We start from the raw sequence: 26,470 nt of genomic DNA, 5'->3' as shown, positions 1-26,470 counted from the left end.
GTCATCGTTTGTTTGGTCTGAGCATAGCCTATCGTAAGCTGGAGGTTGCTTTGGATAGAGTTACAGCACGAATTGCCGAACACATATCTGGTGAAAAGCAATATCAAGAGTGCGCTCGGCGGGCCCTTCCCATCCTTGTGCGTCAAGCGGAGGCAGGAAATAGTATCTTCTACTCTGACCTAGCAAAAGAGCTTGGGATGCCAAATCCCCGCAATCTCAATTATGTTTTAGGGAGTATTGGGAGAACAATTGAGAATCTAAGAAAGGAATGGAAAGAGAAAGTTCCGCCAATACAATGCCTCGTCATAAACAAAAGAGAGCATTTACCGGGCGAAGGGATTGGTTGGTTTCTTATTAAGGAAGAGGAATTTCGCAAGCTACCCCCTGCACGGAAGCGGGCTCTCGTCGATGCGGAATTAGCCAAGGTCTATGGATATCCGCGCTGGCGAAAAGTACTACAAACTTTGAATTTGTCTCTTCCCCCTCAGTCATATGAAGAATTAAACAAAGCTGCGGCTAAACTAGGCGGAGGAGAAAGTCAAAGCCACAGGATGATGAAAGAGTTCGTCTCAAGGCATCCTTCTGTCGTAGGCCTTCCGTATTCAACGGGTGAAGGAGAGCTTGAGAAGCCACTTCCATCAGGAGACAGACTGGACGTTTCTTTCTCAACGAAGGCCGGATGGGTGGCGGTGGAGGTCAAATCTGAGATATCCGACGAAGTCGACATCACTCGCGGCCTATACCAATGCGTGAAATATATAGCAGTAATGCAGGCAGTCGAGGCATCAGAGAAACGTGAGATTAACGCACGAGCCTTGCTGGCCATCGCAGGAGAGTTGCCAGAAAAATTAATTCCACTAAGGAATACATTAGGAATAACCGTAGTTGAGAATGTGCCATCGAAGTAGAGAATCACGAATCTCTCTTCTCAAAGCAAGTGATCCCCCATCACCCCACCAGCGTCCCGTTCCACGTCCCCTCTCTCACCAGCCCGATCATCTTCTCCTTCATGACCTCCCCTGCGAACAGCGCCGCCCGCGACACCCGCCGGTCGCGCGGATAGCAGAGCGCCAGTTGGCGCACCGGCGACGGATCGGCGATCGGCGCCAGGGCGAACTGGCCTTCGCCCTGTTCGCGTTCGAAGGCGGTCGCCGGCATGATGGTGTAGCCGTAGCCGGCCCCCACTAGCTCCTTCAGCGAGCCGTAGCCGTCCACCTCCACCACCACGTCGATGTCGATGCCGGCCTGCCGCGCGCAGTCGTCGACCACGGCCCTGAGGTCGTGGCCACGGCTTGGCAGCAGAAAGGGCAGGTCGGCGAGATCCTTGAATTGCACCGGCTTGTCCGGGCTGAGGCCGGAACTGACGGGGCCGATCAGGAACAGGTTCTCGGACAGGATCGGCTCGGTTCTGAGCGCCAGCGTCGCCCGCGCGCTGTAGAGAATGGCGGCGTCGATATCGCCTCGGAACAGGCCGTCGAGCAGATAGCCGGTGTAGGAGGTGACGATGCGCACCCGCACCGCCGGATGGGCGCGGCGGAATTCGGCCACCAGCGGCACCGACAGCGCGTTGGAAATGGTCGGAGACAGCCCCACCGACACGTTGCCGACGATGGCGGCGCTCGGCCCGCCCACCGCCTGGCGCATGTCGTCCAGCTCGCCCAGGATATGCCGCGCGTGCGCCAGCGCCGCGATGCCGTGATCGGTCAGCGTCATGCCGCGCCCGTGCCGGTCGAACAGGCGCACGCCGAGTTCATCCTCCAGCATACGGATCTGTCGGCTCAAGGCTGGTTGGGCGATCCTGAGCCGCCCCGACGCCTTGTTGAGGCTACCGAGATCGGCAACGAACACGAGCGTGCGTAGCTGGGAGATATCCATGAGCTATTAAATATCGGCATAACTGAATGAAGTAAATTGCCGACGATCTATACCAACTAAAGGCGTAGGTTCCGCCCACCAACTGGAATGGGACCATGTCACTCGCATCCCCCCTCGAAGCCTTCCCGACCGACCTCCCCATCGAAAAGCCGCTCAAAAAGCCCGCCGCGCCGACCTTCGTCGTCAAGGGCAGCGCCGCTTACAAGCGCATCAGCCTGGCGCTGTTCCTGGCCGGTTTCTCCACCTTCTCGCTGCTCTATGCGATACAGCCGCTACTGCCGAGCCTGGTTTCCGAATACGGCGTCAGCCCGGCGGAAAGCTCGCTGGCGCTGTCGCTGACCACCGGCAGCCTCGCCATCGCCATCCTCCTGGCCGGCGCCTTTTCCGAAGGCTTCGGCCGGCGCGGCGTGATGTTCGTGTCCATGCTCGGCGCCGCGCTCTGCCACATCGGCGCGGCGCTGTCGCCCGACTGGCATGCGCTGTTGGCGCTGCGGGCGGCCGAGGGCTTCATCCTGGGCGGCGTGCCGGCCGTCGCCATGGCCTATATCTCCGAGGAGATCGAGCCGCGTTCGCTCGGCACCGCCATGGGGCTCTATGTCGGCGGCGTCGCCTTCGGCGGCATGGCCGGCCGCGTCGGCGTCGGCCTGCTGATGGAGTTCTGCTCCTGGCGCCACGCGCTGACGCTGATCGGCCTCATCGACTTGATCGCCGCCGCCGGCTTCGCCCTGCTGCTGCCGCCCTCGCGCAACTTCGTGCGCCGCAAGGGCATGTCGCTTTCCGCCCATTGCGGAACATGGCTCGGCCATCTGCGCACGCCCGGCCTGTCGCTGGTGTTCCTGTGCGGCTTTCTGGCGCTCGGCAGCTTCGTCGCCCTGTTCAACTACCTGACCTTCCGCCTCTCGGCCGCACCCTTCGGCCTGTCGCCGGGCTTCATCAGCGCCATGTTCCTGGTCTACATCGCCGGCGTCGTCGCCTCGCCCTGGGCCGGCATCCTCGCCGACCGCCACGGCCGCATGCCCACACAGCTGCTGGGTGTCGCCATCATGGCCGTGGGCACGCTGATGACGCTGTCGTCCTCGCTTGTGATGATCATCGTCGGCCTCACCGGCATCACCGGCGGCTTCTTCATCATCCATTCGGTTGCCAGCGGCTGGGTCGGGCGGCTGGCGCGCGGCTCCAAGGGCCACGCCTCCTCGCTCTATCTGCTCGCCTATTATGCCGGCTCCTCCAGCATGGGCTCAGGCGGTGGCTGGGTGTGGAGCCTCGGCGGCTGGCCGGCCATCGTCGGCCTGGTCTCGGCGATGCTCGGCCTGATCCTGGTGGCCACGCTCCGCATCGGCGCCTTGGCGGAGGGCGCAGCCGGCTAGCGGCGCTAGCGGCATGCCAATGCCGCTGATAATATGCCAGCCATGACCACCGATTCCGACGACAAATCCGTCCGCCACCGCATTCTCGAAGCGGCCGAGGCGCTGCTCCAGGCGGGCGGGCCGGCGGCGCTCACCACCCGCGCCGTGGCAGCGGCGGCCGGCGTGCAGGCGCCCACCCTCTATCGCCTGTTCCATGACAAGCAAGGCCTGCTCGACGCCACCGCCGACCACGGCCTTGCCAAATACGTGGCGGCCAAATCGACCCGCCGCCTGTCGGCCGACCCGTTGGAAAACTTCCGCCGCGCCTTTGACATGCTGATCGCCTTCGGCGTCGACAACCCCGCCCTGTTCGCCATTTTGACGACGCCGCGCGCCGCGCCATCGCCGGCCGCGAGCGGCTTCAACATGCTCCGCCACTTCGTCCGCGCCCTGGCCGTCGCCGGCCGGCTGAGGATGGAGGAAAGCCGGGCGACGGCGCTGGTCCACGCCGTCGGCACCGGCACCGTGCTGACGCTCAACGCCAGCCCGGCCGAGGCGCGCGATCAGGGCCTTGCCACCACCGCCCGCGAAGCGCTGATCGCGGCGATCACCGCCACCGGCACCGCGCCGGAGGACGGCCCGGCGGTGGCCGCCATCACGCTCCGCGCCAACCTCGACGCCCTCGACGATCTCAGCCCCGGCGAACGCCACCTGATGGCCGAACTGCTCGACCGCATCGCCGGCCGCGCCGGCTCGTCACCGGCGCCGGAGCGATCGGAACGCCCCCAGCCTCAATCGCCCATCGCGTCGAACTGAACCGCCTGATTGCCCTTACGCGCCGGCCATCCGCCGATCGAAGTCTTCGCGCGCCTTTTCCACCTCGGGCAGCTTCTCCAGCGTCCAGGCGTAGAGCGCGCCGAACGGTTCCACCAGCGTGCGGCCGAGCGGGGTGATTTCGTATTCGACGGCCACCGGCGACATCGGCATCACGCGCCGCAGGATCAGGCCGTTGCGCTCGAGTTTGCGCAGGCATTGCGTCAGCGCCTTCTGCGTCACGCCCTCCAGCTGCCGCTTGATGGCGTTGAAGCGGATGGGCCCGCCGCGCAGCACCGTCAGCACCATCATCGACCATTTTTCGGCGATCTGGTCGAACAGCACCCGGCTGGGGCAATCAGACGCGAAGTGGGCGACAGGGCAATCCGGCATGGCAGGTTTCCTCCGATATACCTGAGAGCTCGACCCGAAATTCGCTGGGGCGCGGCAGATAGCGATGAGTTCGAGAACCGGAGCGGAGCGGACTTGAGGGTCCGTGAGCACCGGAAGCGCAGAATTCGAAGCTAGGTGCCCGCCCCAGTAGAATTTCGGGCCGGGCTCTGGGTGATTTAAGGTGCCTCATTGACACCACGTATACGGATTATACCTTGGCTTTCCCTCAACGCAACGGGACCCTGCCTCATGACCTCCGCTGAGACCAGCACGCTGTTTCGCCCCTTTTCCATCAAGAACTTGACCCTGCCCAACCGCATCGTCATGGCACCGATGACCCGCTACATGGCGCCCGACGGCATCCCCGGCGCCGCCAACGCCGCCTATTATCGGCGCCGCGCCGAAGGGGGCGTCGGCCTGATCCTGTCGGAAGGCACGGTGGTCGATCGCCCCGCCTCGCGCAACATGCCCGGCATTCCCTTCTTCCATGGCAACGCCGCGCTCGCCGGCTGGAAGCAGGTGATCGACGCCGTTCACGATGCCGGCGGCCGCATGGGCCCGCAGCTCTGGCACACCGGCTCGACCCGCGCCGGCGAATGGCAGCCCGAGGCGCCGGTGGAAAGCCCCTCCGGCCTGTTGGCGCCCGGCACACCGCGCGGCGTGGCGATGAGCGAAGAGGATATCGCCGACACCGTGGCGGCCTTCGCCAAGGCGGCGGCGGCGGCCAAACGGCTCGGCTTCGACGTGGTCGAGATCCACGGTGCCCACGGCTATCTGATCGACGAGTTCTTCTGGTCCGGCACCAACGAGCGCGCCGACCGCTTCGGCGGCGCCACCATCCGTGAGCGGTCGCGCTTTGCCGGCGAGGTGGTGGCCGCCATCCGCGCCGCCGTCGGCCCCGACTATCCGATCATTCTGCGCGTCAGCCAGTGGAAGCAGCAGGATTACGCGGCGCGCCTTGCCCCGACACCGGCGCTGATGACCGACTGGCTGGCCCCGCTGGTGGAAGCCGGCGTCGACATCCTGCACTGCTCACAGCGTCGTTTCTGGGAGCCGGAATTCCCCGACGTCGACGGCGAGAACGGCCTCAACTTCGCCGGCTGGGCCAAGAAGCTGACCGGCGCCGCCACCATCAGCGTCGGCTCGGTGGGCCTGTCGGGCGAATTCTTCGGCGCCTTCCAGGGCGAAGGTTCGACGGTGGTCGGCCTCGATCGCCTGCTCCAGCGCATTGAGCGCGACGAGTTCGACCTGATCGCCGTGGGCCGCGCCCTGATCTCCGATGCCAACTGGGTCTCCAAGGTGCAAATGGGCGACTCCACCGGCCTGAAGGGCTTCGACCCGGCCGCTCTCAAAGAGCTCGTCTGAAGCGATTCGAACAACGCCGCCCGCCGAACCTCGACGGGCGGTTTGTTTTGTCAGGCGGACACCATGCAGAGAGGCCCCTCGCCTCTTTCAGTTCGTGGTCAATGACAGTTGATCGCGTTTTTGCATAAAAGGACGATGCGGCGCTCCTCTGCGAGGGCCGTCTTGTGGTAGGTCGTCTCTTGCTCCCGACAGAGCCGAGTTACACGAAACGGGGTGAGCCATGTCGATGAAAACAGCCAATCCGGAGCACGCTGATGTTCAAGCGTTCTGCCGGGCAATTTCGCCCTCCGCCCCTGTCTTTGTGAAGATCGCCCCCAAGGAAGATTGCACGCCGAAGGACTGCTTTGTGAATGTCCAGAAGCAGATCGACCGGTTTGGTGGGCAAATGCGCGTCGGCTGGTCAATCGGGAACTGGCCGGGCGCCTATATAGAGGCCGAGCATCACGCGGTTTACGATCCGGGAAACGGAGCCGCCTGGGTTGACGTCACGCCTTCCCTTGATGGCGAAAGCCACCGGCTTTTCCTGCCCGATGAAACCGCCACCTACAACGCGGCAAACCCAGGCGTTCGGCGCGACAACATCCGCAAAGCCCACACCAACGACCCGCTGATTATCGAGCTGTTCAAGGTTGCGGCGGAAAAAACGCGTCTGATGAACATGATCCCGGGCGTCGCCGCGGCTCACGTTCCGCCCGCGCTCAGACAGCCTCTGTCTTTCATCGGGCAGAGGCACGTGCAGCTCTCTATTGAAGTCTCAATGCGCTACACCTCGCGCAACGATCCTTGTTTCTGCGGAAGCGGCAAGAAATTCAAACAGTGCCACGGAGCCAAGTCCGCTTAGCTCGGCCAGCCTTTCCATCAGCACTCCCCCGCGGGCATGACCTCGCGCCAGAGGATAAAGGTCTCATGCGCCCCTCCTCCAGCTCGAAATGGCGCGCGCCCTCAAGCCGGAAGTTCTGCGCCGCGTAGAAGCCGATGGGTTCGTGAAGGCGGGGACCTCAGGACGAGAAAGCGCGACGGCACTATCAGGCGCCTTCCAACCCGAGCTGAAATGCAAAACCGCCCGTCGGGTCTCCCGGCGGGCACACCCACTCGCCCGCCAACAGAAGCGCCCTATATAAGCTGCTCGCTTTATTCTGCCTGAGGTCCTCTGCCTGCGCAGAGGATTGACATTTTATATAATTAGAACAAATGGATAGCTTAGCGATCGTGTCCCTTGGCGTGGTGTAGCTGGCGCTGCTGGTCACCGTTAAGTTCGGCTCGGGCCTGCTTGATCAGTTTGTCACTGCCGGCAAGCTGACGAAGGGATCATTGCCCATCTGCGCGATGGTTTCCAGCGTCATGTATCTAGCGCGTAGGACGGCCCATTCGTCGTTTTGTTCCAGCAGCAAGGCCCCGACGAGACGAACGATCGCTTCGTCATTTGGGAAGATGCCAACCACTTCGGTGCGTCGCTTGATCTCGCCGTTTAGCCGCTCGATCGGGTTGGTGCTATGCAGCTTCGCCCGGTGTTCTTTCGGAAAGGTCATGTAGGCCAGCACATCCTCTTCGGCGTCATCCATGATCGTGGCCAGTTTCGGGACTTTGGGACGGATCTGGTCGGCAACGGCACGCCATTGGGTACTGGCGGCCTCGGCGGTCTCCTGAGCAAAGGCCGTGGCGATGAAGGCAGAGACGACGCGGCGACCGCTCCTGCCGGCATGGGCCAGCACGTTGCGCATGAAGTGGACTCGGCAGCGTTGCCAGGTGGCGCTGAGCACCTTGGAGACGGCCGCCTTGATGCCTTCGTGGGCGTCGGAGATGACCAGCTTGACGCCCCGCAATCCACGTCGGGTCAGCTTGCGCAGGAACTCGGTCCAGATCGGTTCTGCCTCGGAAGTGCCGATCTCCAGCCCCAGAACCTCGCGCCGGCCATCGGTGTTAACGCCGATGGCGATGATGACGGCCACCGAGACGATACGCCCACCTCGGCGAACCTTGAGGTAGGTGGCGTCGATCCACAGGTAAGGCCAGTCGCCTTCAATCGGTCGATCGAGGAAGGCCTTCACCTTGTCGTCGATCTCTTCGCACAATCTCGACACCTGGCTCTTGGAGATGCCGGACATGCCCATGGCCTTGACCAGATCATCGACCGAGCGTGTAGAGATCCCCTGAATGTAGGCTTCCTGGATGACGGCCGTCAGCGCCTTCTCAGCCATGCGGCGAGGTTCGAGAAAGCCTGGGAAATAGCTGCCTTTGCGCAGCTTGGGGATACGGAGCTCGACCGTGCCAGCCCTCGTCTCCCAATCACGCTCGCGGTAGCCGTTGCGCTGGACGCGGCGTGACGGATCCTTCTCTCCATAGCCGGCGCCCGTCACGGTGCCGACCTCCAACTCCATCAGCCGTTCGGCGGCAAAGCCTATCATCTCGCGCAGAATGTCGGCGTCAGGGGCTTGTTCCACGAGGTCGCGGAAGTTCATCATGTCCTTGGTCATCGGTGGTCTCTTCGGTCTGGAGTTGGAGTTAGCAACCAGACCCTACCGAACATTGCCGGTGACCACCTCACTCAGGACCTACACCACGACTATGGACGGCATCTAGCTTAGCGCCCACCCGATCAAGCTGTGATCCCTATATATCAAGCTGGCCTCCTCTGCGAAGGCAGGAAACCTCGGGACGAGAGGACGCAGGGGCCCCTATCAGGCGCCATCCAACCCGCGCTGAAAGGCAAAGCCGCCCGTCGATCTCCCGGCGGGACACCCACTCGCCCGCCAACAGAAGCGCCCTATATAAGCTGCTCGCTTTATTCTGCCTGAGATCCTCCGCCTGCGCAGAGGATGACATTTTATATAATTAGAACAAGTGGATAGATTAGCGCCCACCCGATCAAGCTGTGATCCCTATATATCAAGCTGTCCTCCTCTGCGCAGGCGGGGACCTCGGGACGAGAAAGCGCGACGGCCCTATCAGGCGCCTTCCAACCCGAGCTGAAATGCAAAGCCGCCCGTCGATCTCCCGGCGGGCACACCCACTCGCCCGCCAACAGAAGCGCCCTATATAAGCTGCTCGCTTTATTCTGCCTGAGGTCCTCTGCCTGCGCAGAGGATTGACATTTTATATAATTAGAACAAATGGATAGCTTAGCGCCCACCCGATCAAGCTGTGATCCCTATATATCAAGCTGGCCTCCTCTGCGAAGGCAGGAAACCTCGGGCTGGATGAGGCACCCCGCCGATATCGCGCGCCCTCTCCACCCAGCGGCCTGAAAAGCAGAGCACCACCTAACCGATTGTCACCTCTATATAAATTGTCCTCCTCTGCGAAGGCAGAGGATCTCAGGACGAGAGGACGCAGGTGCCCCTATCAGGCGCCCTTCAGCCCGAGCTGAAAGGCAAAACCGCCCGTCGATCTCCCGGCGATGCCACGCGGCACCGCCTGCGATTAACGGCCAACGAAAGTTCCACCCCATGCGGCGCCTTCCAGTTTGATCTGGTCGTCAACAATGTAGGCCGACTGCGTGGAGGGCAGCGCCATCCTCGCCAGCATCGGGACATTGCCCGTGGCTTTGGTCTTGTCCAAGGTGATCTTTGTCTCGTTTCCAGAACGACAGACGGATGCTTCCCCGGTCAGCCATAGTTTACCGGCTTTGGTGGCTGAGTAGACCAGACCGTTGGCGCCGTCCGTGATGACAATGGTCAGTGGCTTTCCATCATTCTCGGTCGTCTCCTGCCAACTGGCTTTTATGCCATTGGCTTTGATCTCGCTGACGGATGTCAGGCAGGCGGCTTGAGCAATCGTGGGCCCGCCTAGAATGAATAAGCAAACAAGCAATTTGAATGTTGTCGGACCCATGTTCTCCTCCTGGGAGAGCGAACGGCGTGATATCGGTCAAAAAATCCACTGAGTGGCAACAAAGACCGCGTGCAGCCTTGAGCAAGCACAGCTTGATAACCTGCGGATGACAGCCTTTGTTCCTGAAGAATTACGCAATATCAATGAAATGCGAGGAAGAGTTGGCGGAGCAAGGATGGTGAAAATGGGAACTTGGAACGCGTTGTATCATATGTATTTCTAATGACGGCTCAGCAAAAGGCGGCATGATGCGCCCATAATCTTACCTAGCCATATCATTCTCAATTTCAATTTTGTTCAGTACTCAAATCTAGTAGGTAATTCGTCCACGCAAATCCTCAAAAGAAGTCATAATGTTCTCGCGATAAGCTGGAAGCCTTTCCAAATTTTGATACCAGGACATTACATTTGGCATCGATGGATACTCGATTCCCATCTCAAAGTAGCGATAGAGCATAGAACCAGCCGGTATATCGGCAAGACTTAGATCGTCTCCCAGAATATACGCATGGCCTTCAAGCCAACGGTCGAGAAGCTTAAAGTGCTGCGCACACCCCGCCATCTTCTGGCGGATCATAGGCCAGTCTCTTTGTGGCTCCGGCGTACGATAAAAGCCCCAGAACACGCCCATAAAATCTGGCTGCAAGCTGGTCTGCGCCCAATCCATCCAACGATCGGCAAGCGATCTTTCACCCGCATCCTCAGGCCAGAATTTGCTCTTGCCGTATTTTGCCGCAAGATAGCGAAGAATAGAGTGGGATTCCCAAACCACAGTTCCTTGATCGTCAAGCACCGGCACATGTCCATGCGGATTCATGGATAGAAATTCAGGCGTATCGAGGCCTCCATATTTGCCACCAGCGGGAATGGTTTCATAGGCAACGCCTAACTCAGTCGCAAACCAGAGCACTTTCTGAACATTTAGAGAATTGCTGCGCCCCCAAATCTTAAGCATAGTGCACCTCATGGATTGCTGTAGACTATGATTTATCACAATGCTGGCAGCGGTAGAGACACAATGAATTCATTGAGTCCAGAATGAATACCTAATTTATAGACATACTTCATAGCTGAACCCGCCCGCCTTCGCCCAATGGGCTACGTCGTCGCCCCCTTCCCTCGATGCGCGGCAATTTCCAACACGGCAAACCGGCATCAGGGCGTTTTGGGGCGCCCGACATTGGTATATTCTGACTCCGTAAAATTACCGAAAAGACCTGTGATGGCTTGCGGACTCGGCGCGGTTGGATTGTGATTGCCGAATGAGCGGAGGCACATTCTTGAACGGTTCGCAACGCCATCCTTTGTTGTCGCTGGCGCGGTGACCGTCTGGCCAGCAGGGTCCGGCTCGGGGGGAGCATGCGATTTTGCTTTTGGAGGATGACGGTCTGCCGTGCCGGAGGTGAGGACGCCGCATCATCGATCCGCGAAATGTTCAGGGTTGGATGCGGGCAAATTATAGCCAATAAAAACAATAGGTTGGGAGTGAGACACCATGGACGCTGTTGACAAGGAATTCGAGTTCGCCGGCAGTGACGGAGTTCCGATCGCCGCCTATCGCTGGGGGGCGGCAAAGCCGACCGCCGGGGTTGTCCAACTGTCCCACGGCATGGGCGAGCACGCGCCGCGCTACCGTTCGGTCATCGGGCCGCTGCTCGAGGCCGGTTATGTGGTCTATGCCAACGACCACCGCGGACACGGCCGGACCGCGCGCAGCGACGCCGACCTCGGCGACTTCGGCCCCGGCGGTTTCGACGCCCTGGTCGACGATATGGCCGTGCTGTCGCGGCTGATCCGGCGGGAGAACCCTGGGCTGCCCCTGATCCTGCTCGGCCACAGCATGGGCTCTTTCGCCGCCCAGCAGTATATCCTCGACCACGGCGACCTGATCGACGCCGTCGCCCTTTCCGGATCGGGCGCGCTCGACAAGCTGGTGGCGGTGATGCGGGCCGGCGGCGAGCAAGCCTTCGCTGCCTTCAACGCCCCCTTCGAGCCGGCGCGCACGCCGTGCGAGTGGCTGACCCGGGACGCGTCCATCGTCGACGCCTATATCGCCGATCCCCGCTGTGGCTTCGCGCTCAAGCCCGCGTCGATGGAGACCTTCTTCCAGGCCGGCGAGCTGCTGGCCGACCCGAGCGCCCTTCAACGCATCCGCCGCGACCTGCCGCTCTACGTCTTCTCCGGCGACGCCGATCCGGTCAACGGCAAGCTCGAATACACCGACCTGTTGCTGGCGCGCTACCGCAAGGCGGGCCTGACCCAGCTCGCCTCGACCTTCTATCCTCAGGCCCGCCACGAGGTGATGAACGAGACCAACCGCGCCGAGGTCTTCGCCAACCTCCTCGCCTGGATGGCGACGGTCGCCTCCCCGGGGAAGACGGCGAGAACGGCCTCAACTTCGCCGGCTGGGCCAAGAAGCTGACCGGCGCCGCCACCATCAGCGTCGGCTCGGCCGGCCTGTCGGGCGAACGCGTCTGAGAGCCGACCACCCCACAGCAAAACCGCCCGCCGATCACTCGGCGGGCGGCTTGTTTTAAGACTGGCTTACTTCTTCGCCGGTGGTGGGCAACGCTCTGACACAAGACGGTGGAACACCGCCTCGCTCCCCCCACGGAAGCGCCCTATATAGGCCGCTCGCTTTATTCTGCCTGAGATCCTCTGCCTACGCAGAGGAGGACAGTTTTATATAGGGCGAACAGATGGTTAGCGCGTCGCCCTTCGCCTTGCGCCCGTTTCCATCAAGCTGTCCTTCTCTACGTGAGAAAGAGGATCTCGGGACGAGAGGGCGCGGAAGGACGTATCAGGCGCCGGAGGCCCCCATCAAGCTGTCCTCCTCTGCGAAGGCAGAGGATCTCGGGACGAGAGGGCGCGGAGGGACGTATCAGGCGCCGGAGGCCCCCATCAAGCTGTCCTCCTCTGCGAAGGCGTGGGACCTCGGGCAGAACGGAGCACCCGGCCGATATCGGGCGCCCTTCGGCCAGCGCTCAACAACGTGAAACCGCTCGCCGGTCCAGGCGGGCGGTTTGATGTGTGAGTTGCTTTCCGCACCCGCAATAATCAGGGGCGGCGCATGTCAACGTTCGGTCACACATTGCCGGGACTATGGCGCCCACCCCATCAGCCGGCGAGTGCACAGTGCCCCACAGCCCCTTCCGGACCATCTCCGGCCGTTTCTTCCGTTCGGTACTCGCCGACCGGATCGACCACGTGCTCGATCCGCCGGGGCCGACCAGCGCCGGCCGTTATCACCGCCTCGGTCAGCCCACCCTCTACACCAGCGCCAAGCCGGAATGGGCGGTCATCGCCATATCCGGCTACATGCGCGAGGACGGCCGGCCGCGCGTCGTCGTGCCGCTTGTGATCACCGAGGCACAGGTGCTCGACCAGCACGATATTGACGCCTGCGCGGCGCTCGGCATCGACCGCGACCAGTCGAACCAGTCCTGGCGCGCGGCGCTCACCGAGGGGCGCGAGCCACCGTCCTGGCGCAACGCCGATCTGGCGCGCCAAGCCGGCGCCGACGGCATCATCGACCGCTCACGCGGCATACCCGGCGGCTGGCATCTCAACCTGTTCCGCTGGAACACCCTCGGCGGCCCCACCGTCGAAGTCGCTGGCGATCCCGTGCCATTCGAGCTGTCGGAGGGCGGGCCGAAATGGGGGCTGTAGAGCCTGGACTGCTTGCCCTCCACCGCCCCGTCTACTCATTGGCCGATTCAAAATGGCAAACGGGCGCCACAAGGGCGCCCGCCGCGTTTCTTGTCCAAGCCTATGTCAGGCCGCCCGCAGCGAGGTCACGAACTCCGAGACTTCCTTTTGAAGGGTGGAGGACTGGCCATTCAGCCGGTCCGATAGTGTCATCAGCTGGGTCGAGGCGGCGCCGGTCATCTCGGCGGCGGTGCTGACGCCGGAGATGTTGTTGGTCACGTCGGTGGTGCCGGCTGCCGCCAGCTGGGTGTTGCGGGCGATTTCGCCGGTCGCCGCCCCCTGTTCCTCGACCGCGCTGGCGATCGCCGCCGACGAACTCTGGATGTTGGTGACGGTGCGCACGATGCGCGAGATGGCATCGACGGTGCTGCCGGTCGCCGCCTGGATCTCGCCGATCTTGCGGCCGATCTGGTCGGTGGCCTTGGCGGTCTGGTCGGCCAACTGCTTGACCTCGGCGGCCACCACGGCAAAGCCCTTGCCGGCATCGCCGGCGCGGGCCGCCTCGATGGTGGCGTTCAGCGCCAGAAGGTTGGTCTGGGCGGCGATGTTGGAGATCAGCGTCACCACCTCGCCGATCTGCTGGGCGGCTTGCGATAGCGTCTGGACGTTCTGCGAACTGGTTTCCGCTTCGCTGGCCGCATCGCGAGCGATCGCCGACGACTGGGTCACCTGCTTGGAGATCTCCTGGATGGAGGCCGACAATTCCTCGGCTCCGGCGGCAACGGTTTGCACGTTGGCAGCGGCTTCCTCGGCGGCGCCGGCCACGGCCTGCGCCTGGCGCGCCGTCTCCTCGGCGGTGGCCGAAAGGTTCTTGGCGGCGTCCGCCACTTCGCCCGACGATTTGCCGAAGCCTGTGGCCAAATCTTCCATGCGCTTGACGAAATGCTCGGCCAGCCCGGCCCGCTTGCGAACGGCCGCGTCGTCGGCCGCTTTGGCGGCTTCCTGCGCCTTGCGAGCGGTTTCGGCGTCGATCAGGCTGGCGCGGAAGGCTTCGAGGCCACCGGCGATGGCGCCGACTTCGTCCTTGCGCTCGATACCGTGGATGGTCAGGTCATAGTGGCCCGCCTGCATCGACTTCATGGCCTCGATCAGCGTGGCGATCGGCGCGGTCACGCCGCTGCGCAACAGCCACACAGCAAGGCCGATCACCGCGACGACGATAAAGCCGATGACGGTGAGGGTCGTCCAGACCGACGACCAGGAAGCGGCGGTGTTCCGGTCGTTTCGCGCGGTCGCATCCGCCAGGATGGCATTGTTGAGCTTGGTGGCTTTGTCCTGGATCGAATCGAGAAGCGGCCGGCATTCGGTATTGAGTTTGCCGAGCGCCTTGGCGTTCTCAGCCGGATCGGTGGAGTTCGACATCTTCGCGACGTCGCCACAGATCCCGCTCATCGCCGATTGGAAGGAATTACGGTAGTCCTCGATACCACTCTTGAACTCGGCGGAGGCGTTGGTCGACGCCTCGTCGATGTACTTGCCGAAACTGGTCTGCGCCTCATCCCTGGCTTTCACAGCGGCGGCGTTTTCCTCATCCGAGGTCGCAGCCGCGTTCCAGTACATGGTCGCTTTGACTTCGGAAATCCTTCGGGAGGCGCGCACCATGCTCACCGAGGCATCCATCGGACCGGCGATCAGATTACTGTAGTCTGAGTCGATCTTGATCATGTTGTAGCCGGCGTAGCCAGCGCCGAGCAAAGCGCCCACGCCGAGCAGCGTCAGCAGGCTGACCACCTTGGCCATGAGTGAAAGATTTGTAAAAGACACGGTGTCGCCCTCCAAGGCCCATACCGCTTTTAACCAACCGGCAGGATGCAGCTCATCTGGCGATAGTTCCCTACATCATGGTTAATTGAATGTTAACATCCCACGTTCTTCACAGAGGCAAATAGTATTGAGCAATCAACACTGTCATTGCGATGACATTTATACGGACTCATTGCGCTGGGGCGACAGCGCGAGGGATGAAAAGACCAAGCAACCGGCCTCGCGGCGATCGAACCGCGTTACACTTTACGCCGCTGACTTTAGCGCCCTCTCCGCCGCTCCGCGTGAGGCTGGCGAAAAGGCCCTTGCTGGCTTGACCAGACAGAGTTCGGGAAAAGCACCTCTGGCAAGGCGGCACTGTCTGGCCGATCAGGACGGAAGCGAACATACTGGCCATTCAAAGCTCAGCGAACAGGAACAGTCATGACCATCAACGTTGCCTTGTGCGCCTGGGGCATGTCCGGCCGGGAGTTTCACCTGCCACTGATCGAGGCCGAACCGCGCCTGCGGCTCACCAGCCTGCTGCGCCGCTCGGGGCCTGATGGCAGCGAACCCGAGGGCGTCAGGTTCGTTGACGATTTCCAGGCGATCCTCGACGACCCCGAGATCGGGCTCGTCGTCGTCAACACGCCCAACCAGTTGCATTTCCGCATGGCAAGCGCGGCGCTCGCCGCCGGTAAGCACGTGGTGCTGGAAAAGCCCATGACCATCACCGAGGAGGACGCCCATGCCCTGACCGGGCAGGCGCGGGAAACCGGCCGCGTGCTGGCCGTCTTCCACAACCGCCGGCTCGACGCCGACTACCTGACACTCAAGCGCCACCTCGACAGCGGCGATCTCGGCGACCTGGTCGAACTGGAATGGCACTACGACCGCTACCGCGCCCACGTCACCCACAAGCAATGGAAGGAGGACGACCTGCCCGGCGCCGGCACCTGGTTCGACCTCGGCATCCACCTCGTCGACGGCATGATCAACCTGTTCGGCATGCCGCTGTCGGTCACCGCCGACATGGATTCCCTGCGCCGGCCCAATGGCGCCACCGACTTCTTCGACGTCCGCTTCCGCTACCCCGACCATCGCGTGCTCTTGCGCTCCAGCACCTTCGTCCGCGAGCCGGGGCCGGTGATGATCGCCCACGGCAAAATGGGATCGCTGATCATCCCCCATGACAGCGCCCAGGCCAAGGGCGAGGCGCCGATGGCGCTGCTGCGCACCGAACGCGCCGGCAAGGTGGTGCGCGAGCAGGTGCCGCTTGAGCCCGCCCGCCACTATGATTTCTACCGCAACATCGTCGATGCCATCTCCGGCGGCCAAGCCCTCGCCTTCGGCCCCGAGGGCGCCCTCGCGGCGCTCACCCTCATCCACAAGGCGATCGAGGCGGCGGGGGAGCGGGGCTTGGGCTGCGCCTGAGGAGCGCTATATCCGCCCCTTGTCATATCCTGCCTGAGATCCTCTGCCTGCGCAGAGGAAGACAGCTTGATAGCGGCCCTTGCGAGCGGCTATATATCTGTTTCATATATATAATTTTCCTGTCTTCCTCTGCGCAGGCAGAGGACCTCAGGACACGAAAGCGGGGGCGCCAGTATCAGGCTCCCATGAGCACGGTGGTCAGCGCACAGTCGCCACCGACGGCGTGAGCTCGCGGGTGAGGATGAAATTCTCATGCCGCTCGCCCTCCAGCTCGAAATAGTCGGAGCCTTTGCGCTCAAAATGCTGCGCCTGGTAGAAGCGGATGGCCGGCGCGTTCTCATGGTTGACGCACAGCCAGAAGCCTTTGAGGCCACGCCCTCGGCAGATGTTCGAAGCATGAGCCAGAAGGTGCGTGCCGATACCCTGCCGCGCGTGGTGCGCCCGGACATACAGCGTCGCGATCTCGGTCTCGAGCTCGGGGACCGTCGGACAGGGGGCGTTGAAGTCCATCCGGAGATAGCCGAGCAGATGGTCGCCGCGCTCGCACTTGAGAAAAGTATGGCGCTCGCTGGCGATCTGGTCGGCGAACCTGGCGGCGGTGAACTCGCGCAGGACATAGTCCGAAAAAGCCCGGCGGATACCCTCCCTGGCATAGGTGTGCAGCCAGACTTCAATGGAAAGCGCCGCCAGATTTGCCGCGTCGGCGACACCGGCCACGCCATAGCGAAATTCCATTCCGGTTATCCGATCCGACATAATCATCCACCACTTCGGGCATGAGCAGCGTTTGCGACCCATCTGTTCTCAATAAATGCTCCATGGCAACATATACCATGCGGCCAAAACATCCCCAGCCAACACGAAAGGAGAGCCGTATGCACCCGCAAGACCACATGAAACTCTATGAAACCAGAGTTAATCTGCGGCGCTTCGATGAGGTTGCCCCGCTGATATCAGCGGAGGCGATCTTCTGGTTTACCGACGGCACCTATCGCGGGCTCGATGCAATAAAGGCCGCGTTCGAACAAACGTGGCGCACACTTCAAAACGAGGTCTACTGGCTGGAGGACGTCGACTGGATTGGGGTGAGCGATACACTCGCAAGCTGCGCGTATCGCTTCCGATGGAAGGCCGATATTGACGGGAAAACTTACGAAGGCGACGGTCGTGGCACCACCGTATTGCGAAAGGAGGACGCGCAATGGAAGATCATCCACGAGCACCTCAGCCGCTTTCCAAAATGATCAAGCTGCTTTTGACACGGCTGCCGGATTTGGGCAGCAGCGGCAATGGCCGCAATGGTGCCCTATATCTGCGTCATCGTCTCTTTCTGCCTGAGATCCTCTGCCTTCGCAGAGGAGGACAGAATTATATAATAAAAACATATACATAGATTATCATTCTCCGCTTTCTCGCGCGGAAGATGGCAACCTGCGCCCTTTAGCTAAATATTTGTTTTATATATATAATTTACATGTCATCAACTCTGTTGGGCATTGAGGTCTCTCAGTCTTGCATTGAGGATGACGATGATCTTGCGCATGAGGGCTCCGATGGCGACGATTGGCTTCTTTCCGTTTTGAACAAGGCGTTGATAGACCTCACGTAATGGTCCCTTTGCGTGGCTTGCGGCCAGGGCTGCCATGAAGAGGAGACGACGCACCTCAGAGCGTCCACCGCGCATCGTCCTGTGTCCCTTGAACAGACCGCTGTCATTGGCGTGTGGGGCCACGCCGGCCAGCGAGGCCGCCTGCCTTCGCTGCAGGCTGCCCAGCTCTGGCATGTGGGCGAGAAGAGCGATCGCGGTCAGCGACCCGACACCGGGCAAGCTCTGCATTTCCCGGAAGGCAGCCTTGAGCTGCGGGGTTCTGTCGATCAGCGCCTTCGTCTCCGCCTCAATGGCTTTGATCTGGCGGACGATGGCCCGCAGGATGGCGTCACAGGACGCCTTGATCACCTTGCTGGCCGGCGCTCTTGCCCGGTTCTGCTCGGCCACCTTGAGGGCAACCAGGTCCTCGCGCCGGGCAACCAGATCGGTCAAGATCTTCTGGTCGGCCTCTTTCGGCAGGAAGAGGGAAAGCCGATCCCAGCGATCCTGCCCGTAGCGGGCCAGCGCTTCGGCATCGAGAGCGTCCGTCTTGGCCAGGGTGCCGAAGGAGCGGATAAAAGCCTTTACCTTCAAGGCATCCACCCGGTGGCAGGCAATGCCTGCGGCCATCAGTTCGGCCACAAGGACATGCTCATGGCCACCGGTCGGCTCGCAGACCGCAAGGTCTATCCGCTCAAGACTCTTCAGAAAGCGGCGGATGGCGGCGGCGGTATTGTCGATGACGCAAGGCTTCGGACAGGCAGACGAGGAAAGGGCTTGGAAGACCGTCAGCGTGTCCTGGGAGACATCGAAGCCCAGAACGATCTCGGGAGCCTTCTGCAAAAAGGTCATGATGTGCTATCCTTCCCAAGTTAGGCCACCATGAGCTTCGGATTGTTCTCGGGCGTGGGTCTGATCGGCAAGGGTCAGCCCCCAGAGACCCCATCAACTCTCCAAGCGAATGATGGAAGATGGCAGGGAGCCTTGATGACAACGGGTGAAAACCCGATCCTCCGCACGGTCGCCTGCCACCGGCCTCTCCGGGGTCGTCAAACCAACCGGCCGGAGAGGCCGCCTTCATCTTAAGACAACGCAGACGAACAATCCTCTGCGCAGGCAGAGGACCTCAGGCAGGAAGAGACGATCGGCCGATATAGCGCTCCATGGACATGGACGCCTGATAGTGCTCTCGGAGCCCCTTTCGGCCCTGGCGCCTCGCGCGATCAAACCCCACCAAGTCCGCATGGCCGCCAATGGCACCCTATATCGGCGTCATCGCCTCTTTCCGCCTGAGATCCTCTGCCTTCGCAGAGGAGGACAGCGTGATGGCAGCGGGAGCAAAGCAAAGGGCGACGCGCCATCCCTCTGTTCCCTCTATATAAAGCTGTCCTCCTCTGCGTGAGAAAGAGGATCTCAGGCAGGAGGAAGCGAGCGGGGAATATCAGGCGCCTTTCGGCCCTGGCTCGACGACGCCTCCCCCACTCACATCGCCGCTTTCAGCGCCTGTACCACCGCCTGCACGGCCGGCACGGCGTGAAGATCGGTGTGAACGGCGAGCCACACCTCGCGCCGCAGCGGGTCGCGCCCCTCGTCGATCGCCACCAGCCGGGGCTCCGTCTCGGCCATGAAGTCGGGGAGGATGACGATGCCGCCGCCGGCGGCGGCGACCGCCATCTGAAGCTCCGCCGAGCTGGCGAAGAAGCCGATAGGGCGGCCGGCCGCGAACTCCTTCAGGCGGCGCGATTGCGGCGCGTCGTCCATCAAGCCACCGTCATAGGCGATGAACTGCCAATCCGCTGGCGCGGCCGCTGCGAGGTAGCTCTCCGTCGCGTAGAAATGAAAGGCGACGTCGCCGATGCGGCTGATGGTCAGATCGCCCTTGTCGGGCCGCGAAAGCCGCACCGCGACATCGGCCTCGCGGCGATCCAGCGAGGCTTGCCGCGTTTCGCCGACGACGTGGATCGTCAGGTCAGGGTGGCGCTGGCGCAGCCGCGTCAGCGGGCCGATCAGCCGCGCCGCCGTCAACGCCGGTGGCGCGCTGATGGTGACCTTGCCGGAAAGGCCGGTGTGCGAGGCCGAGGCCAGACGCGCCGCGCCCAGGGCCTGCTCTTCCATGCGCAGCGCCACCTCGGCCATGCGCTCGCCGTCGGCGGTGAGCGTCACCTTTTTGCCCCGCCGATCGAGCAGGCGCAAACCGCAGTCCGCCTCTAGCGCCGCGAGCCGTCGGCTGACCGTCGCATGCTCGACGCCAAGCCGGCGCGCCGCTGCCGAGAAGCTGCCCTCGCGGGCCAGGACGGACAGAAAGCGCAGGTTCTCCCAGTCGATCATGTCAATTTTTTCCCATCCAATGATCGAATATAGGGAATTAATGATCAAGCCAAGCCATGCCAACCTGCCCGCCGAACCTCAAGGGAGTTTGAACCATGAGCCTGCGTATGATCGTCCGCCAGCCGGGCGGGCCTGAGTGCCTGATCGCCGAAACCTTCACCCCGCAACCGCCCGGCCCCGGCGAAGTGCTGCTGCGCCAGACCGCCATCGGCGTCAATTTCCTCGACGTCTATCACCGCTCCGGGCTCTATCCCCTGCCTCAGGGCATTCCAGGCGTCGAGGCGGCGGGCATCATCGAGGCGGTCGGCGACGGCGTCAGAGCCTTCTCCCCCGGTGACCGCGTTGTTTATGGCGGCCCGCCGGTCGGCGGCTACACGGAGACGCGGCTGATCAAGGCGGAGCGGCTGCACCTGCTGCCGGCCGACCTATCCGACGACGTCGCGGCGAGCACCTTCTTCAAGGCGCTGACCGCCCACATGCTGCTGACCCGCGTCTTCCCGGTGGCACCGGGAACCCGCCTTCTCGTCCACGCGGCGGCCGGCGGTCTCGGGGTGATCCTGACGCAATGGGCCAAGCTCCTTGGCGCCGAGGTGTTCGCCACGGTGGGCAGCGATGCCAAAGCGGAGCTGGCGCGGGAGGCCGGCGCCGACCACGTCATCACCGGCCGCGATGCCGACTTTCCGGCCGTCATCGCCGGCCTGACGGACGGGCGAGGCGTCGATTTCGCCATCGACGGCATCGGCGGCACCACGCTGGAAAAGACCTTCGCATCCCTGCGCAAATTCGGCACCGTGGCCAGCATCGGCCAGGCGGCCGGCCCCATTCCGCCCGTCGACGTCACCGCCCTCGGCCCCATCCGCTCCATCGCCCTGGCGCGCCCCAGCGTCATGGCCTACGCGGCCGAACCCGACACCTATCGCTCGGCCGGCCAAGCGGTGCTCCAGGCGATCGCCAGCGGCATCACCGCCACCATCGGCCAGACCTACCCCCTGAAAGACGCCGCCACCGCCCACGCCGACCTGGAAAGCGGCAAGACGGCGGGGAGTACGCTGCTGCGACCCTGACGCACCTTGAAAGGCATAGCACTAAGTGCTACCTGAAGACATGCGAGAGCGTACGTTCAAAACGGCTTGGTTCGCCAAGGCCGCCCGTAAGGCAGGGATCTCCGATCGGGAGTTGTGCAAGGCCATCGAGCAAGTCGCGCTCGGTCAGGCTGACGATCTCGGCGGCGGCGTATTCAAGAAGCGGCTCAACGAGAACCGTCATCGTTCGATCGTTCTCGCAAAGGCTGGCGAATTCTGGGTGTTCGCCTACCTGTTCGCCAAGCAGGATCGGGCGAACATCGAAGACGATGAACTGGAGGCGTTCCGCAGGCTCGCGGAGCTCTATCGCCGGAAGACATCTGGGGACTTGGAAGCCGAGCTGAAGGCCGGCGCGTTGATGGAGATTTGCCATGACAGGCAAGCGTAAGTTCAAGAGCGACGCCTTCGAGGCCATCCACAGCGCCGTCCAAGGCATGTACGCGGCGGGGACCATCGATAAGGAAACGATGAAGACCTTCGACGAGACGTGTCTTTCCGCCCCTGCCGCGCTCGCACCGGAAGAGATCAAAGAGCTGAGGGAACGCAACCACGTCAGCCAACCGGTCTTCGCCCGCTATCTCAACACCAGCGAGTCCACGGTGCAGAAGTGGGAAACCGGCGCCAAGCGGCCGAGCGGCCCGGCACTGAAGCTGCTCGGCATCGTCCAGAAGCACGGGCTGCGAATGCTTGCGTGAGCATGAGCGGCGGGACACCCTGCCCCGCCTCGGGTCACGCCACCCACAACCCCAGCCCCACCACATCCGCCGCCGTCGGCGCGCCGGTATCCGTGTCGGCGATGCCGGTGGCGACTCCCATTTGCTCTTGGGCCGACTATCATAAAATGATATAAATGAGGGCAAAGGAGATTGCCCCATGCCGTCCAGCTATACCCTCGGCGACCGCTTCGAAGGCTTCGTCAAGCAACTGGTCGCCAGCGGTCGCTATGCGTCGGCCAGCGAGGTGTTGCGCGATGGGCTGCGCCTCCTCGAGGAGCAGGAAAACCTGAGGCAAGCCAAGCTCGATGCCCTCCGGCGCGATATCGACGAAGGGCTCGGCAGTGGCCCGTCCGAGCCTCTGGATGTGGAAGCGATCATCGAGGAAGCGCGCCAACTCAAAAGGTCAGCAAAGAAGCCTTCACATTGCCGCAATTAGGGGCTCCAGAGGAACCCTTAAGATCATTTTCTATATTCAAAGACCAAGACTACGAGAAAATGAAAGATACATGAGCTTTTATAAAATAAATCGCCAAATTCAAATTTTTGAAATCTTAAGTACGTCGTTAAATAAAAGCCGAAATTCGCGACACCCATCGACGACTCTAGCCCACCCAACCTTATGTACCTTGCAAAATTTACTCCTCCTTAGAGGATTCTTATCAATATTATTGTAACTATCTTTCAGAGGCCTATTTTCGGAAATTTCAAGAGCCGACATAAATTCGTTCACAAGCTCTTCTTGACTAATTACTTCAAAATCTCTTGTTGGCGTCTTGAATGCAGCAACACACCACGTTTCTGTGGATTCAACCGCAGGTGCAAGTACGTGTCGAGAGATATCAGCCTCCGTCATCTCATCAAAACGCGACGAAACCTTTAATATTTTCCGAATTTCGTTGGCACGATCCGCCGACGATGTGGGGGCACTTACTGGGTATTTGTAGTTCTCATGAACATAGGTACAGAATGACAGTTCGCCAAGTATATCTGAATCCATCTGGATCAAAAGGCAGTCTAATTTCGTTCTACCTAAGTTTCCACCAAACAAACCTCCGCCGAAATAATTCCGAATCCGATATTCAGGTGGGTTGCGATCCAACCATGAGAATACATTTCCCCAACCCGCTGAGGGAAGGGTTTGATCCAGGTTCGGTTGAATGGGCTCGAACTCGACTTCAACACCTGACGCTATCAGCGCCTCACCAAGGAAGCCCTCAATGGCGTGGAAATCCGTTGGGCCTTCGCAAACAACCCCGATTCTCACTAAAGATCTCCTAGCGCACCTGGAATGTCCCCATCGAGCCAAATTTGCGAAAGGTTCCGCCCTTTCATCATTCTTTGCCAGTCCTCTCGCGTCGCCCCCTTACTCGGGCACAATCTATCCGCTGTCGTATGCCCCTTCTCATTGCGACGCACAACAAAAACTCTATGCTTTTCATCAAATAGATCAAAAGCATCTAGCGCTGTAGGATTGTGACTGGTAAGAAATACTTGCCTCGCACCAAGAGAAGCGCCATCTGCATTCGCCATAGACACAACACCAACTATAGCCTCGACGAGCTTCCTCGTAAGTCTCGGATTAAGCGCATTATCCACATTATCCAGAGCAAATATCTTTGGAGAATCTGGATGAGAAAGAATTATAGCTACGAATAATAAGAATAACGTCCCCTCACTACTGTCATACACTGACAACCTGTTACGCGCAGCATGCATGAATCGATCAACAAAATAAACAATGTCTTTCGAGACATCCGCCACATCGCGAGAGGTCAGATTAGGTGGGGGCCGGTGTGCACCAAATTGCGATGCCCAGCCTGGGAGCCACACGAGTTGAACGCATTTTTGAAGTATTTGCCACTCGACAGTTTCTCTAGAAGAGTCTTTCAGTGGCTTCGCGCTGTACCGCCTCCAAACAGAGAGGAAACTGGAAACAGCCTCGGAAAGTCCTTCTCCATGCAAACCAATGGGCGGCATGTCTACACGGCCACTCTGACGGCCACGCAGAAAATCGGTTTGTGGCGAGTAAATAACAAAACGAGAAAACTGAGAAAACGCACTGTCCATATCGGCAGGAATATCATAGGTCGCTTTGATTTGGTCCCAAATTCCCCGACCTTTATCTAGCCTGTCGGCATGCGAAACGCCAGTTGCACTGGCACCTCGATTGCTTCTTCCGAAAATTCGCTGGTCTGAAATATAGGAAGCTTCCGAAAAAAAGCGTAACAAAGGATCACTGACTCTGCTTTGAAGAACAGACTTGTAAGTAATTTCCCCAGAAAACTTAGCCGTAAGTTCCAGAGTCTTCGGAAGAACATCATTCTTAAATGAAGACTTCATAAGCTCGGGAGGAGTGATCCGCAGACCCTTCGATCCGATGTCTGGGCCGGAAAGCCCCCTACCTAGACAAGCCGATACAAGCCCAATAGCTTCAAGTATATTCGATTTACCAGAGCCATTTCCCCCGATGAATAAATTAATAGCCCCGAAATTGAGACTCATCTCTCTTATACTTTTAAACCGGACGATTTTAAGCTCTTCTAACATTCCGAGGCCTTCGGTTAGCCCAGTCGGTTACTTGAATGGGGCGAACGGTCAGCGCGCCCCTCAAACGCTAACAGACTTTGTAATCAGAACTTTTAACAGAAGGTAGCCAAACGGTACACAATGCGCGCTTTATTTGCCAAACTTCGTTGATTCTATGCAGAGGTGAGCGCGTAACCAAAGCCAGCGCTCTGGGCCTTGATCGGGTTCAAGAGAGGCTTTCAAATGTCCGCCCCAATCCCCCCTCACGCCACCCACAATCCCAGCCCCACCACATCCGCCGCCGTCAGCGCGCCGGTATCCGCGTCGGCGGCGCCGGTGGTCAGGGCGTAGGCGATGCCGGTGGAGAAATAGTGGCCGATCAGGCCGAGATCGATGTCGAACTCGCGCGATGGCGTCAGGGCAATGGTGACCACCGGCGCGTCGGTGCCCACCGTCGGCGCCGTGGCCTTGTTGTAGAGCTTGAGATAGCGAACCGTCGTCGCCGCGTTGTAGCCGTAGATCTTGTACAGCCGGCCGGCCGACGCCTTGGCCACGGTGGCGTTCACCGAGGCGGCGGCCGACGCCAGCCGGGCGACGGTCGCCAGCGCGCCGGAGCCACTGGAGGCCGCTCCGATAGCGCTCAGCGTGCCCCCGGACAGGGCGGGCGCCATATCCTGCATCATGGCGACGGGGATGGCGCGAATGTTCATCGTGCCCGAGGTGAACGCCGTGGCGCGGGCGCGGACGGCCAGCGCGCCCGGCGCGTAGATCTCATAGGCATTGGCCGAGGCAAGGCTCGAAACCGACGTCACCGGCGATCCGCCGGCGGCCGGCAGCGCCGAGATGGCAACCCAGGTGGTGAGAGAGACCTCGTAACAGGCCTCGAAAGCAAGGCTGATGCCGGAGAACGTGCCCCACCAGGCGAAGACGGCGCCATTGCAGGCGGCGGCCGAAACGCTGACCGACTGCCCGCTCGCCGTGATCGTCCCGATCACCGCGCCCGCCTGCGACGCATCCTCAAACGGCAGCGACCCGCGCGCGCCCATGTAGAGTTTGCCGATGGACTGCACCATGTGTGTCTCCTCAAAGGAAGGCCGAACGGCGCTCGTCGAGCGCGCCCGGAAAATTGATGGAGACAAACTAGGCGTGGGTGGTTTTCACCGTGGCGGCAACACGTCCACTTGCGCCATGAAAACCGGCGGCTCGGCGGCATTTTCGCTTCCCGGCGCCTTCAGCCACACGCGCGGGTTTTCCGGCGACTGAATGCTGGCGATCCTGACGTCCGATTTTTCCGCCGGCAGCAGTTCGTCGGTCAGGTTGTCGAGGATGTAGAAGTTCGGCCCGAAACTGACGACGAGAATGGCATGGAGCTGCCCGCCCTTGGCGACCCCGACGGCAACCCGCGCCCGGTCGCTGCCAAGGCCCGCCGCGATGAGGTCGTGGCGCTTGGTCATCGCGTAGTCCTCGCAGTCGCCATCCCGAGGTCCTATCGTCCAGACATCGGTTCCAGCCGGTTCAGGCTGTGGGCGGATATCCTTGTTGACCTGCCGGTTGATCCGGCTGACGTCGTTAAAGGTCAGGCTCTGGGTCTGGACGACGGGCTGGCACTCCGCCTGTTGCGCGGTGCACAAATCATAGAAGCCAGCCGGCCCTATCGTCTGAGCCGCGGTAAGCCCGGCGAGCAGCGCGAGAACAGAGGTCAAGGAACACCTCGCAAACACG

25 protein-coding genes and 2 pseudogenes are annotated in these 26,470 nt (G+C 61.2%); 14 read left to right on the top strand and 13 right to left on the bottom strand.

Annotated elements, in window-relative coordinates; genetic code table 11:
- The first annotated feature begins 8 nt into the window (after positions 1–8).
- Positions 9–908, top strand: coding sequence for a hypothetical protein (locus AB6N07_RS09020; RefSeq protein WP_370677466.1), 900 nt, complete (start codon positions 9–11; stop codon positions 906–908).
- Positions 909–948: 40 nt separating this feature from the next.
- On the opposite strand, the gene AB6N07_RS09015 is transcribed toward AB6N07_RS09020, so the two are convergent.
- Positions 949–1,875: a LysR substrate-binding domain-containing protein gene (locus AB6N07_RS09015; RefSeq protein ID WP_370677465.1), complete on the bottom strand. Its 927-nt coding sequence runs from the start codon at positions 1,873–1,875 to the stop codon at positions 949–951.
- A 95-nt stretch (positions 1,876–1,970) separates the two neighbouring features.
- On the opposite strand from AB6N07_RS09015, the gene AB6N07_RS09010 reads away from it, so the two are divergent.
- Both AB6N07_RS09010 and AB6N07_RS09005 read left to right on the top strand, forming a co-directional pair.
- Positions 1,971–3,242, top strand: coding sequence for an MFS transporter (locus AB6N07_RS09010; protein ID WP_370677464.1), 1,272 nt, complete (start codon positions 1,971–1,973; stop codon positions 3,240–3,242).
- 42 nt (positions 3,243–3,284) lie between these two features.
- Entirely contained in the window at positions 3,285–4,037 is a 753-nt protein-coding gene (locus AB6N07_RS09005) for a TetR/AcrR family transcriptional regulator (protein ID WP_370677463.1), read from the top strand.
- A gap of 15 nt (positions 4,038–4,052) precedes the next feature.
- Here the strand turns inward: AB6N07_RS09005 and AB6N07_RS09000 are convergent, their stop codons facing one another.
- Positions 4,053–4,427, bottom strand: a complete 375-nt coding sequence (locus tag AB6N07_RS09000) for a winged helix-turn-helix transcriptional regulator (protein ID WP_370677462.1) — start codon at positions 4,425–4,427, stop codon at positions 4,053–4,055.
- A 249-nt stretch (positions 4,428–4,676) separates the two neighbouring features.
- Between AB6N07_RS09000 and AB6N07_RS08995 the strand changes: the two genes are divergently transcribed.
- Positions 4,677–5,792, top strand: a complete 1,116-nt coding sequence (locus AB6N07_RS08995) for an NADH:flavin oxidoreductase (RefSeq protein ID WP_370677461.1) — start codon at positions 4,677–4,679, stop codon at positions 5,790–5,792.
- A gap of 220 nt (positions 5,793–6,012) precedes the next feature.
- Positions 6,013–6,633 (top strand): SEC-C metal-binding domain-containing protein, encoded by a 621-nt coding sequence (locus tag AB6N07_RS08990; protein ID WP_370677460.1) that lies wholly within the window; start codon positions 6,013–6,015, stop codon positions 6,631–6,633.
- A 433-nt stretch (positions 6,634–7,066) separates the two neighbouring features.
- Here AB6N07_RS08990 and AB6N07_RS08985 read toward each other — a convergent pair whose 3' ends face one another.
- The 3 genes from AB6N07_RS08985 to AB6N07_RS08975 all read right to left on the bottom strand — a co-directional run bounded on the left by AB6N07_RS08985 (position 7,067) and on the right by AB6N07_RS08975 (position 10,578).
- Positions 7,067–8,266, bottom strand: coding sequence for an IS256 family transposase (locus AB6N07_RS08985; RefSeq protein ID WP_370675511.1), 1,200 nt, complete (start codon positions 8,264–8,266; stop codon positions 7,067–7,069).
- Between the two features lie 946 nt (positions 8,267–9,212).
- Positions 9,213–9,623 (bottom strand): hypothetical protein, encoded by a 411-nt coding sequence (locus AB6N07_RS08980; RefSeq protein WP_370677459.1) that lies wholly within the window; start codon positions 9,621–9,623, stop codon positions 9,213–9,215.
- Between the two features lie 310 nt (positions 9,624–9,933).
- Positions 9,934–10,578 (bottom strand): glutathione S-transferase family protein, encoded by a 645-nt coding sequence (locus AB6N07_RS08975; RefSeq protein ID WP_370677458.1) that lies wholly within the window; start codon positions 10,576–10,578, stop codon positions 9,934–9,936.
- Between the two features lie 540 nt (positions 10,579–11,118).
- On the opposite strand from AB6N07_RS08975, the pseudogene AB6N07_RS08970 reads away from it, so the two are divergent.
- From AB6N07_RS08970 to AB6N07_RS08960, 3 genes and pseudogenes are all read left to right on the top strand, one after another.
- A pseudogene (locus AB6N07_RS08970) lies at positions 11,119–11,943 on the top strand (alpha/beta fold hydrolase); the annotation flags it as partial.
- Positions 11,944–11,990: 47 nt separating this feature from the next.
- Positions 11,991–12,092 (top strand): annotated as a pseudogene (locus AB6N07_RS08965) (NADH:flavin oxidoreductase/NADH oxidase); the annotation flags it as partial.
- Between the two features lie 666 nt (positions 12,093–12,758).
- A complete protein-coding gene (locus AB6N07_RS08960) occupies positions 12,759–13,292 on the top strand; it encodes an RES family NAD+ phosphorylase (protein ID WP_370677457.1) in 534 nt (177 codons plus the stop codon).
- A 105-nt stretch (positions 13,293–13,397) separates the two neighbouring features.
- Here the strand turns inward: AB6N07_RS08960 and AB6N07_RS08955 are convergent, their stop codons facing one another.
- A complete protein-coding gene (locus AB6N07_RS08955; RefSeq protein ID WP_370677456.1) occupies positions 13,398–15,095 on the bottom strand; it encodes a methyl-accepting chemotaxis protein in 1,698 nt (565 codons plus the stop codon).
- A 423-nt stretch (positions 15,096–15,518) separates the two neighbouring features.
- Between AB6N07_RS08955 and AB6N07_RS08950 the strand changes: the two genes are divergently transcribed.
- On the top strand, positions 15,519–16,508 hold the full coding sequence (locus AB6N07_RS08950; RefSeq protein WP_370677455.1) for a Gfo/Idh/MocA family oxidoreductase: 990 nt from the start codon (positions 15,519–15,521) through the stop codon (positions 16,506–16,508).
- A 198-nt stretch (positions 16,509–16,706) separates the two neighbouring features.
- On the opposite strand, the gene AB6N07_RS08945 is transcribed toward AB6N07_RS08950, so the two are convergent.
- Positions 16,707–17,243, bottom strand: coding sequence for an N-acetyltransferase family protein (locus tag AB6N07_RS08945; RefSeq protein ID WP_370677454.1), 537 nt, complete (start codon positions 17,241–17,243; stop codon positions 16,707–16,709).
- A 140-nt stretch (positions 17,244–17,383) separates the two neighbouring features.
- Here AB6N07_RS08945 and AB6N07_RS08940 point away from each other — a divergent pair, with 140 nt between their 5' ends.
- Complete coding sequence (locus AB6N07_RS08940) at positions 17,384–17,752, top strand: nuclear transport factor 2 family protein (protein ID WP_370677453.1); 369 nt, start codon at positions 17,384–17,386, stop codon at positions 17,750–17,752.
- 236 nt (positions 17,753–17,988) lie between these two features.
- Here the strand turns inward: AB6N07_RS08940 and AB6N07_RS08935 are convergent, their stop codons facing one another.
- Positions 17,989–18,948 (bottom strand): IS110 family transposase, encoded by a 960-nt coding sequence (locus AB6N07_RS08935; RefSeq protein WP_370676023.1) that lies wholly within the window; start codon positions 18,946–18,948, stop codon positions 17,989–17,991.
- A 630-nt stretch (positions 18,949–19,578) separates the two neighbouring features.
- Positions 19,579–20,424, bottom strand: a complete 846-nt coding sequence (locus AB6N07_RS08930; RefSeq protein ID WP_370677452.1) for a LysR family transcriptional regulator — start codon at positions 20,422–20,424, stop codon at positions 19,579–19,581.
- A gap of 95 nt (positions 20,425–20,519) precedes the next feature.
- Between AB6N07_RS08930 and AB6N07_RS08925 the strand changes: the two genes are divergently transcribed.
- From AB6N07_RS08925 to AB6N07_RS08910, 4 genes are all read left to right on the top strand, one after another.
- Positions 20,520–21,488 carry a quinone oxidoreductase gene (locus tag AB6N07_RS08925; RefSeq protein ID WP_370677451.1) on the top strand — a complete coding sequence of 323 codons (969 nt, stop codon included), beginning with the start codon at positions 20,520–20,522 and terminating at the stop codon, positions 21,486–21,488.
- A 40-nt stretch (positions 21,489–21,528) separates the two neighbouring features.
- Positions 21,529–21,894 carry a type II toxin-antitoxin system RelE/ParE family toxin gene (locus tag AB6N07_RS08920; RefSeq protein ID WP_370677450.1) on the top strand — a complete coding sequence of 122 codons (366 nt, stop codon included), beginning with the start codon at positions 21,529–21,531 and terminating at the stop codon, positions 21,892–21,894.
- On the top strand, positions 21,878–22,201 hold the full coding sequence (locus AB6N07_RS08915; RefSeq protein WP_370677449.1) for a helix-turn-helix domain-containing protein: 324 nt from the start codon (positions 21,878–21,880) through the stop codon (positions 22,199–22,201). The genes AB6N07_RS08920 and AB6N07_RS08915 overlap by 17 nt, the downstream gene beginning before the upstream one ends.
- A gap of 178 nt (positions 22,202–22,379) precedes the next feature.
- Positions 22,380–22,658 (top strand): type II toxin-antitoxin system ParD family antitoxin, encoded by a 279-nt coding sequence (locus AB6N07_RS08910; protein ID WP_370677448.1) that lies wholly within the window; start codon positions 22,380–22,382, stop codon positions 22,656–22,658.
- Positions 22,659–22,757: 99 nt separating this feature from the next.
- On the opposite strand, the gene AB6N07_RS08905 is transcribed toward AB6N07_RS08910, so the two are convergent.
- From AB6N07_RS08905 to AB6N07_RS08890, 4 genes are all read right to left on the bottom strand, one after another.
- Complete coding sequence (locus AB6N07_RS08905) at positions 22,758–23,486, bottom strand: hypothetical protein (RefSeq protein ID WP_370677447.1); 729 nt, start codon at positions 23,484–23,486, stop codon at positions 22,758–22,760.
- Positions 23,486–24,769, bottom strand: a complete 1,284-nt coding sequence (locus AB6N07_RS08900; protein WP_370677446.1) for an AAA family ATPase — start codon at positions 24,767–24,769, stop codon at positions 23,486–23,488. Before AB6N07_RS08900 ends, AB6N07_RS08905 begins: the two co-directional genes overlap by 1 nt.
- Positions 24,770–25,011: 242 nt before the next feature.
- Positions 25,012–25,821 (bottom strand): hypothetical protein, encoded by an 810-nt coding sequence (locus AB6N07_RS08895; RefSeq protein WP_370677445.1) that lies wholly within the window; start codon positions 25,819–25,821, stop codon positions 25,012–25,014.
- 84 nt (positions 25,822–25,905) lie between these two features.
- Positions 25,906–26,451 carry a transglutaminase-like cysteine peptidase gene (locus AB6N07_RS08890; RefSeq protein WP_370677444.1) on the bottom strand — a complete coding sequence of 182 codons (546 nt, stop codon included), beginning with the start codon at positions 26,449–26,451 and terminating at the stop codon, positions 25,906–25,908.
- Positions 26,452–26,470: the final 19 nt, after the last annotated feature.

The sequence above is a fragment of the Pleomorphomonas sp. PLEO genome (assembly GCF_041320595.1).
Taxonomy (GTDB): Bacteria; Pseudomonadota; Alphaproteobacteria; order Rhizobiales; family Pleomorphomonadaceae; genus Pleomorphomonas.
Note: the sequence above shows the minus strand (reverse complement) of the source record. Positions and strands in the feature narration are given on the sequence as shown.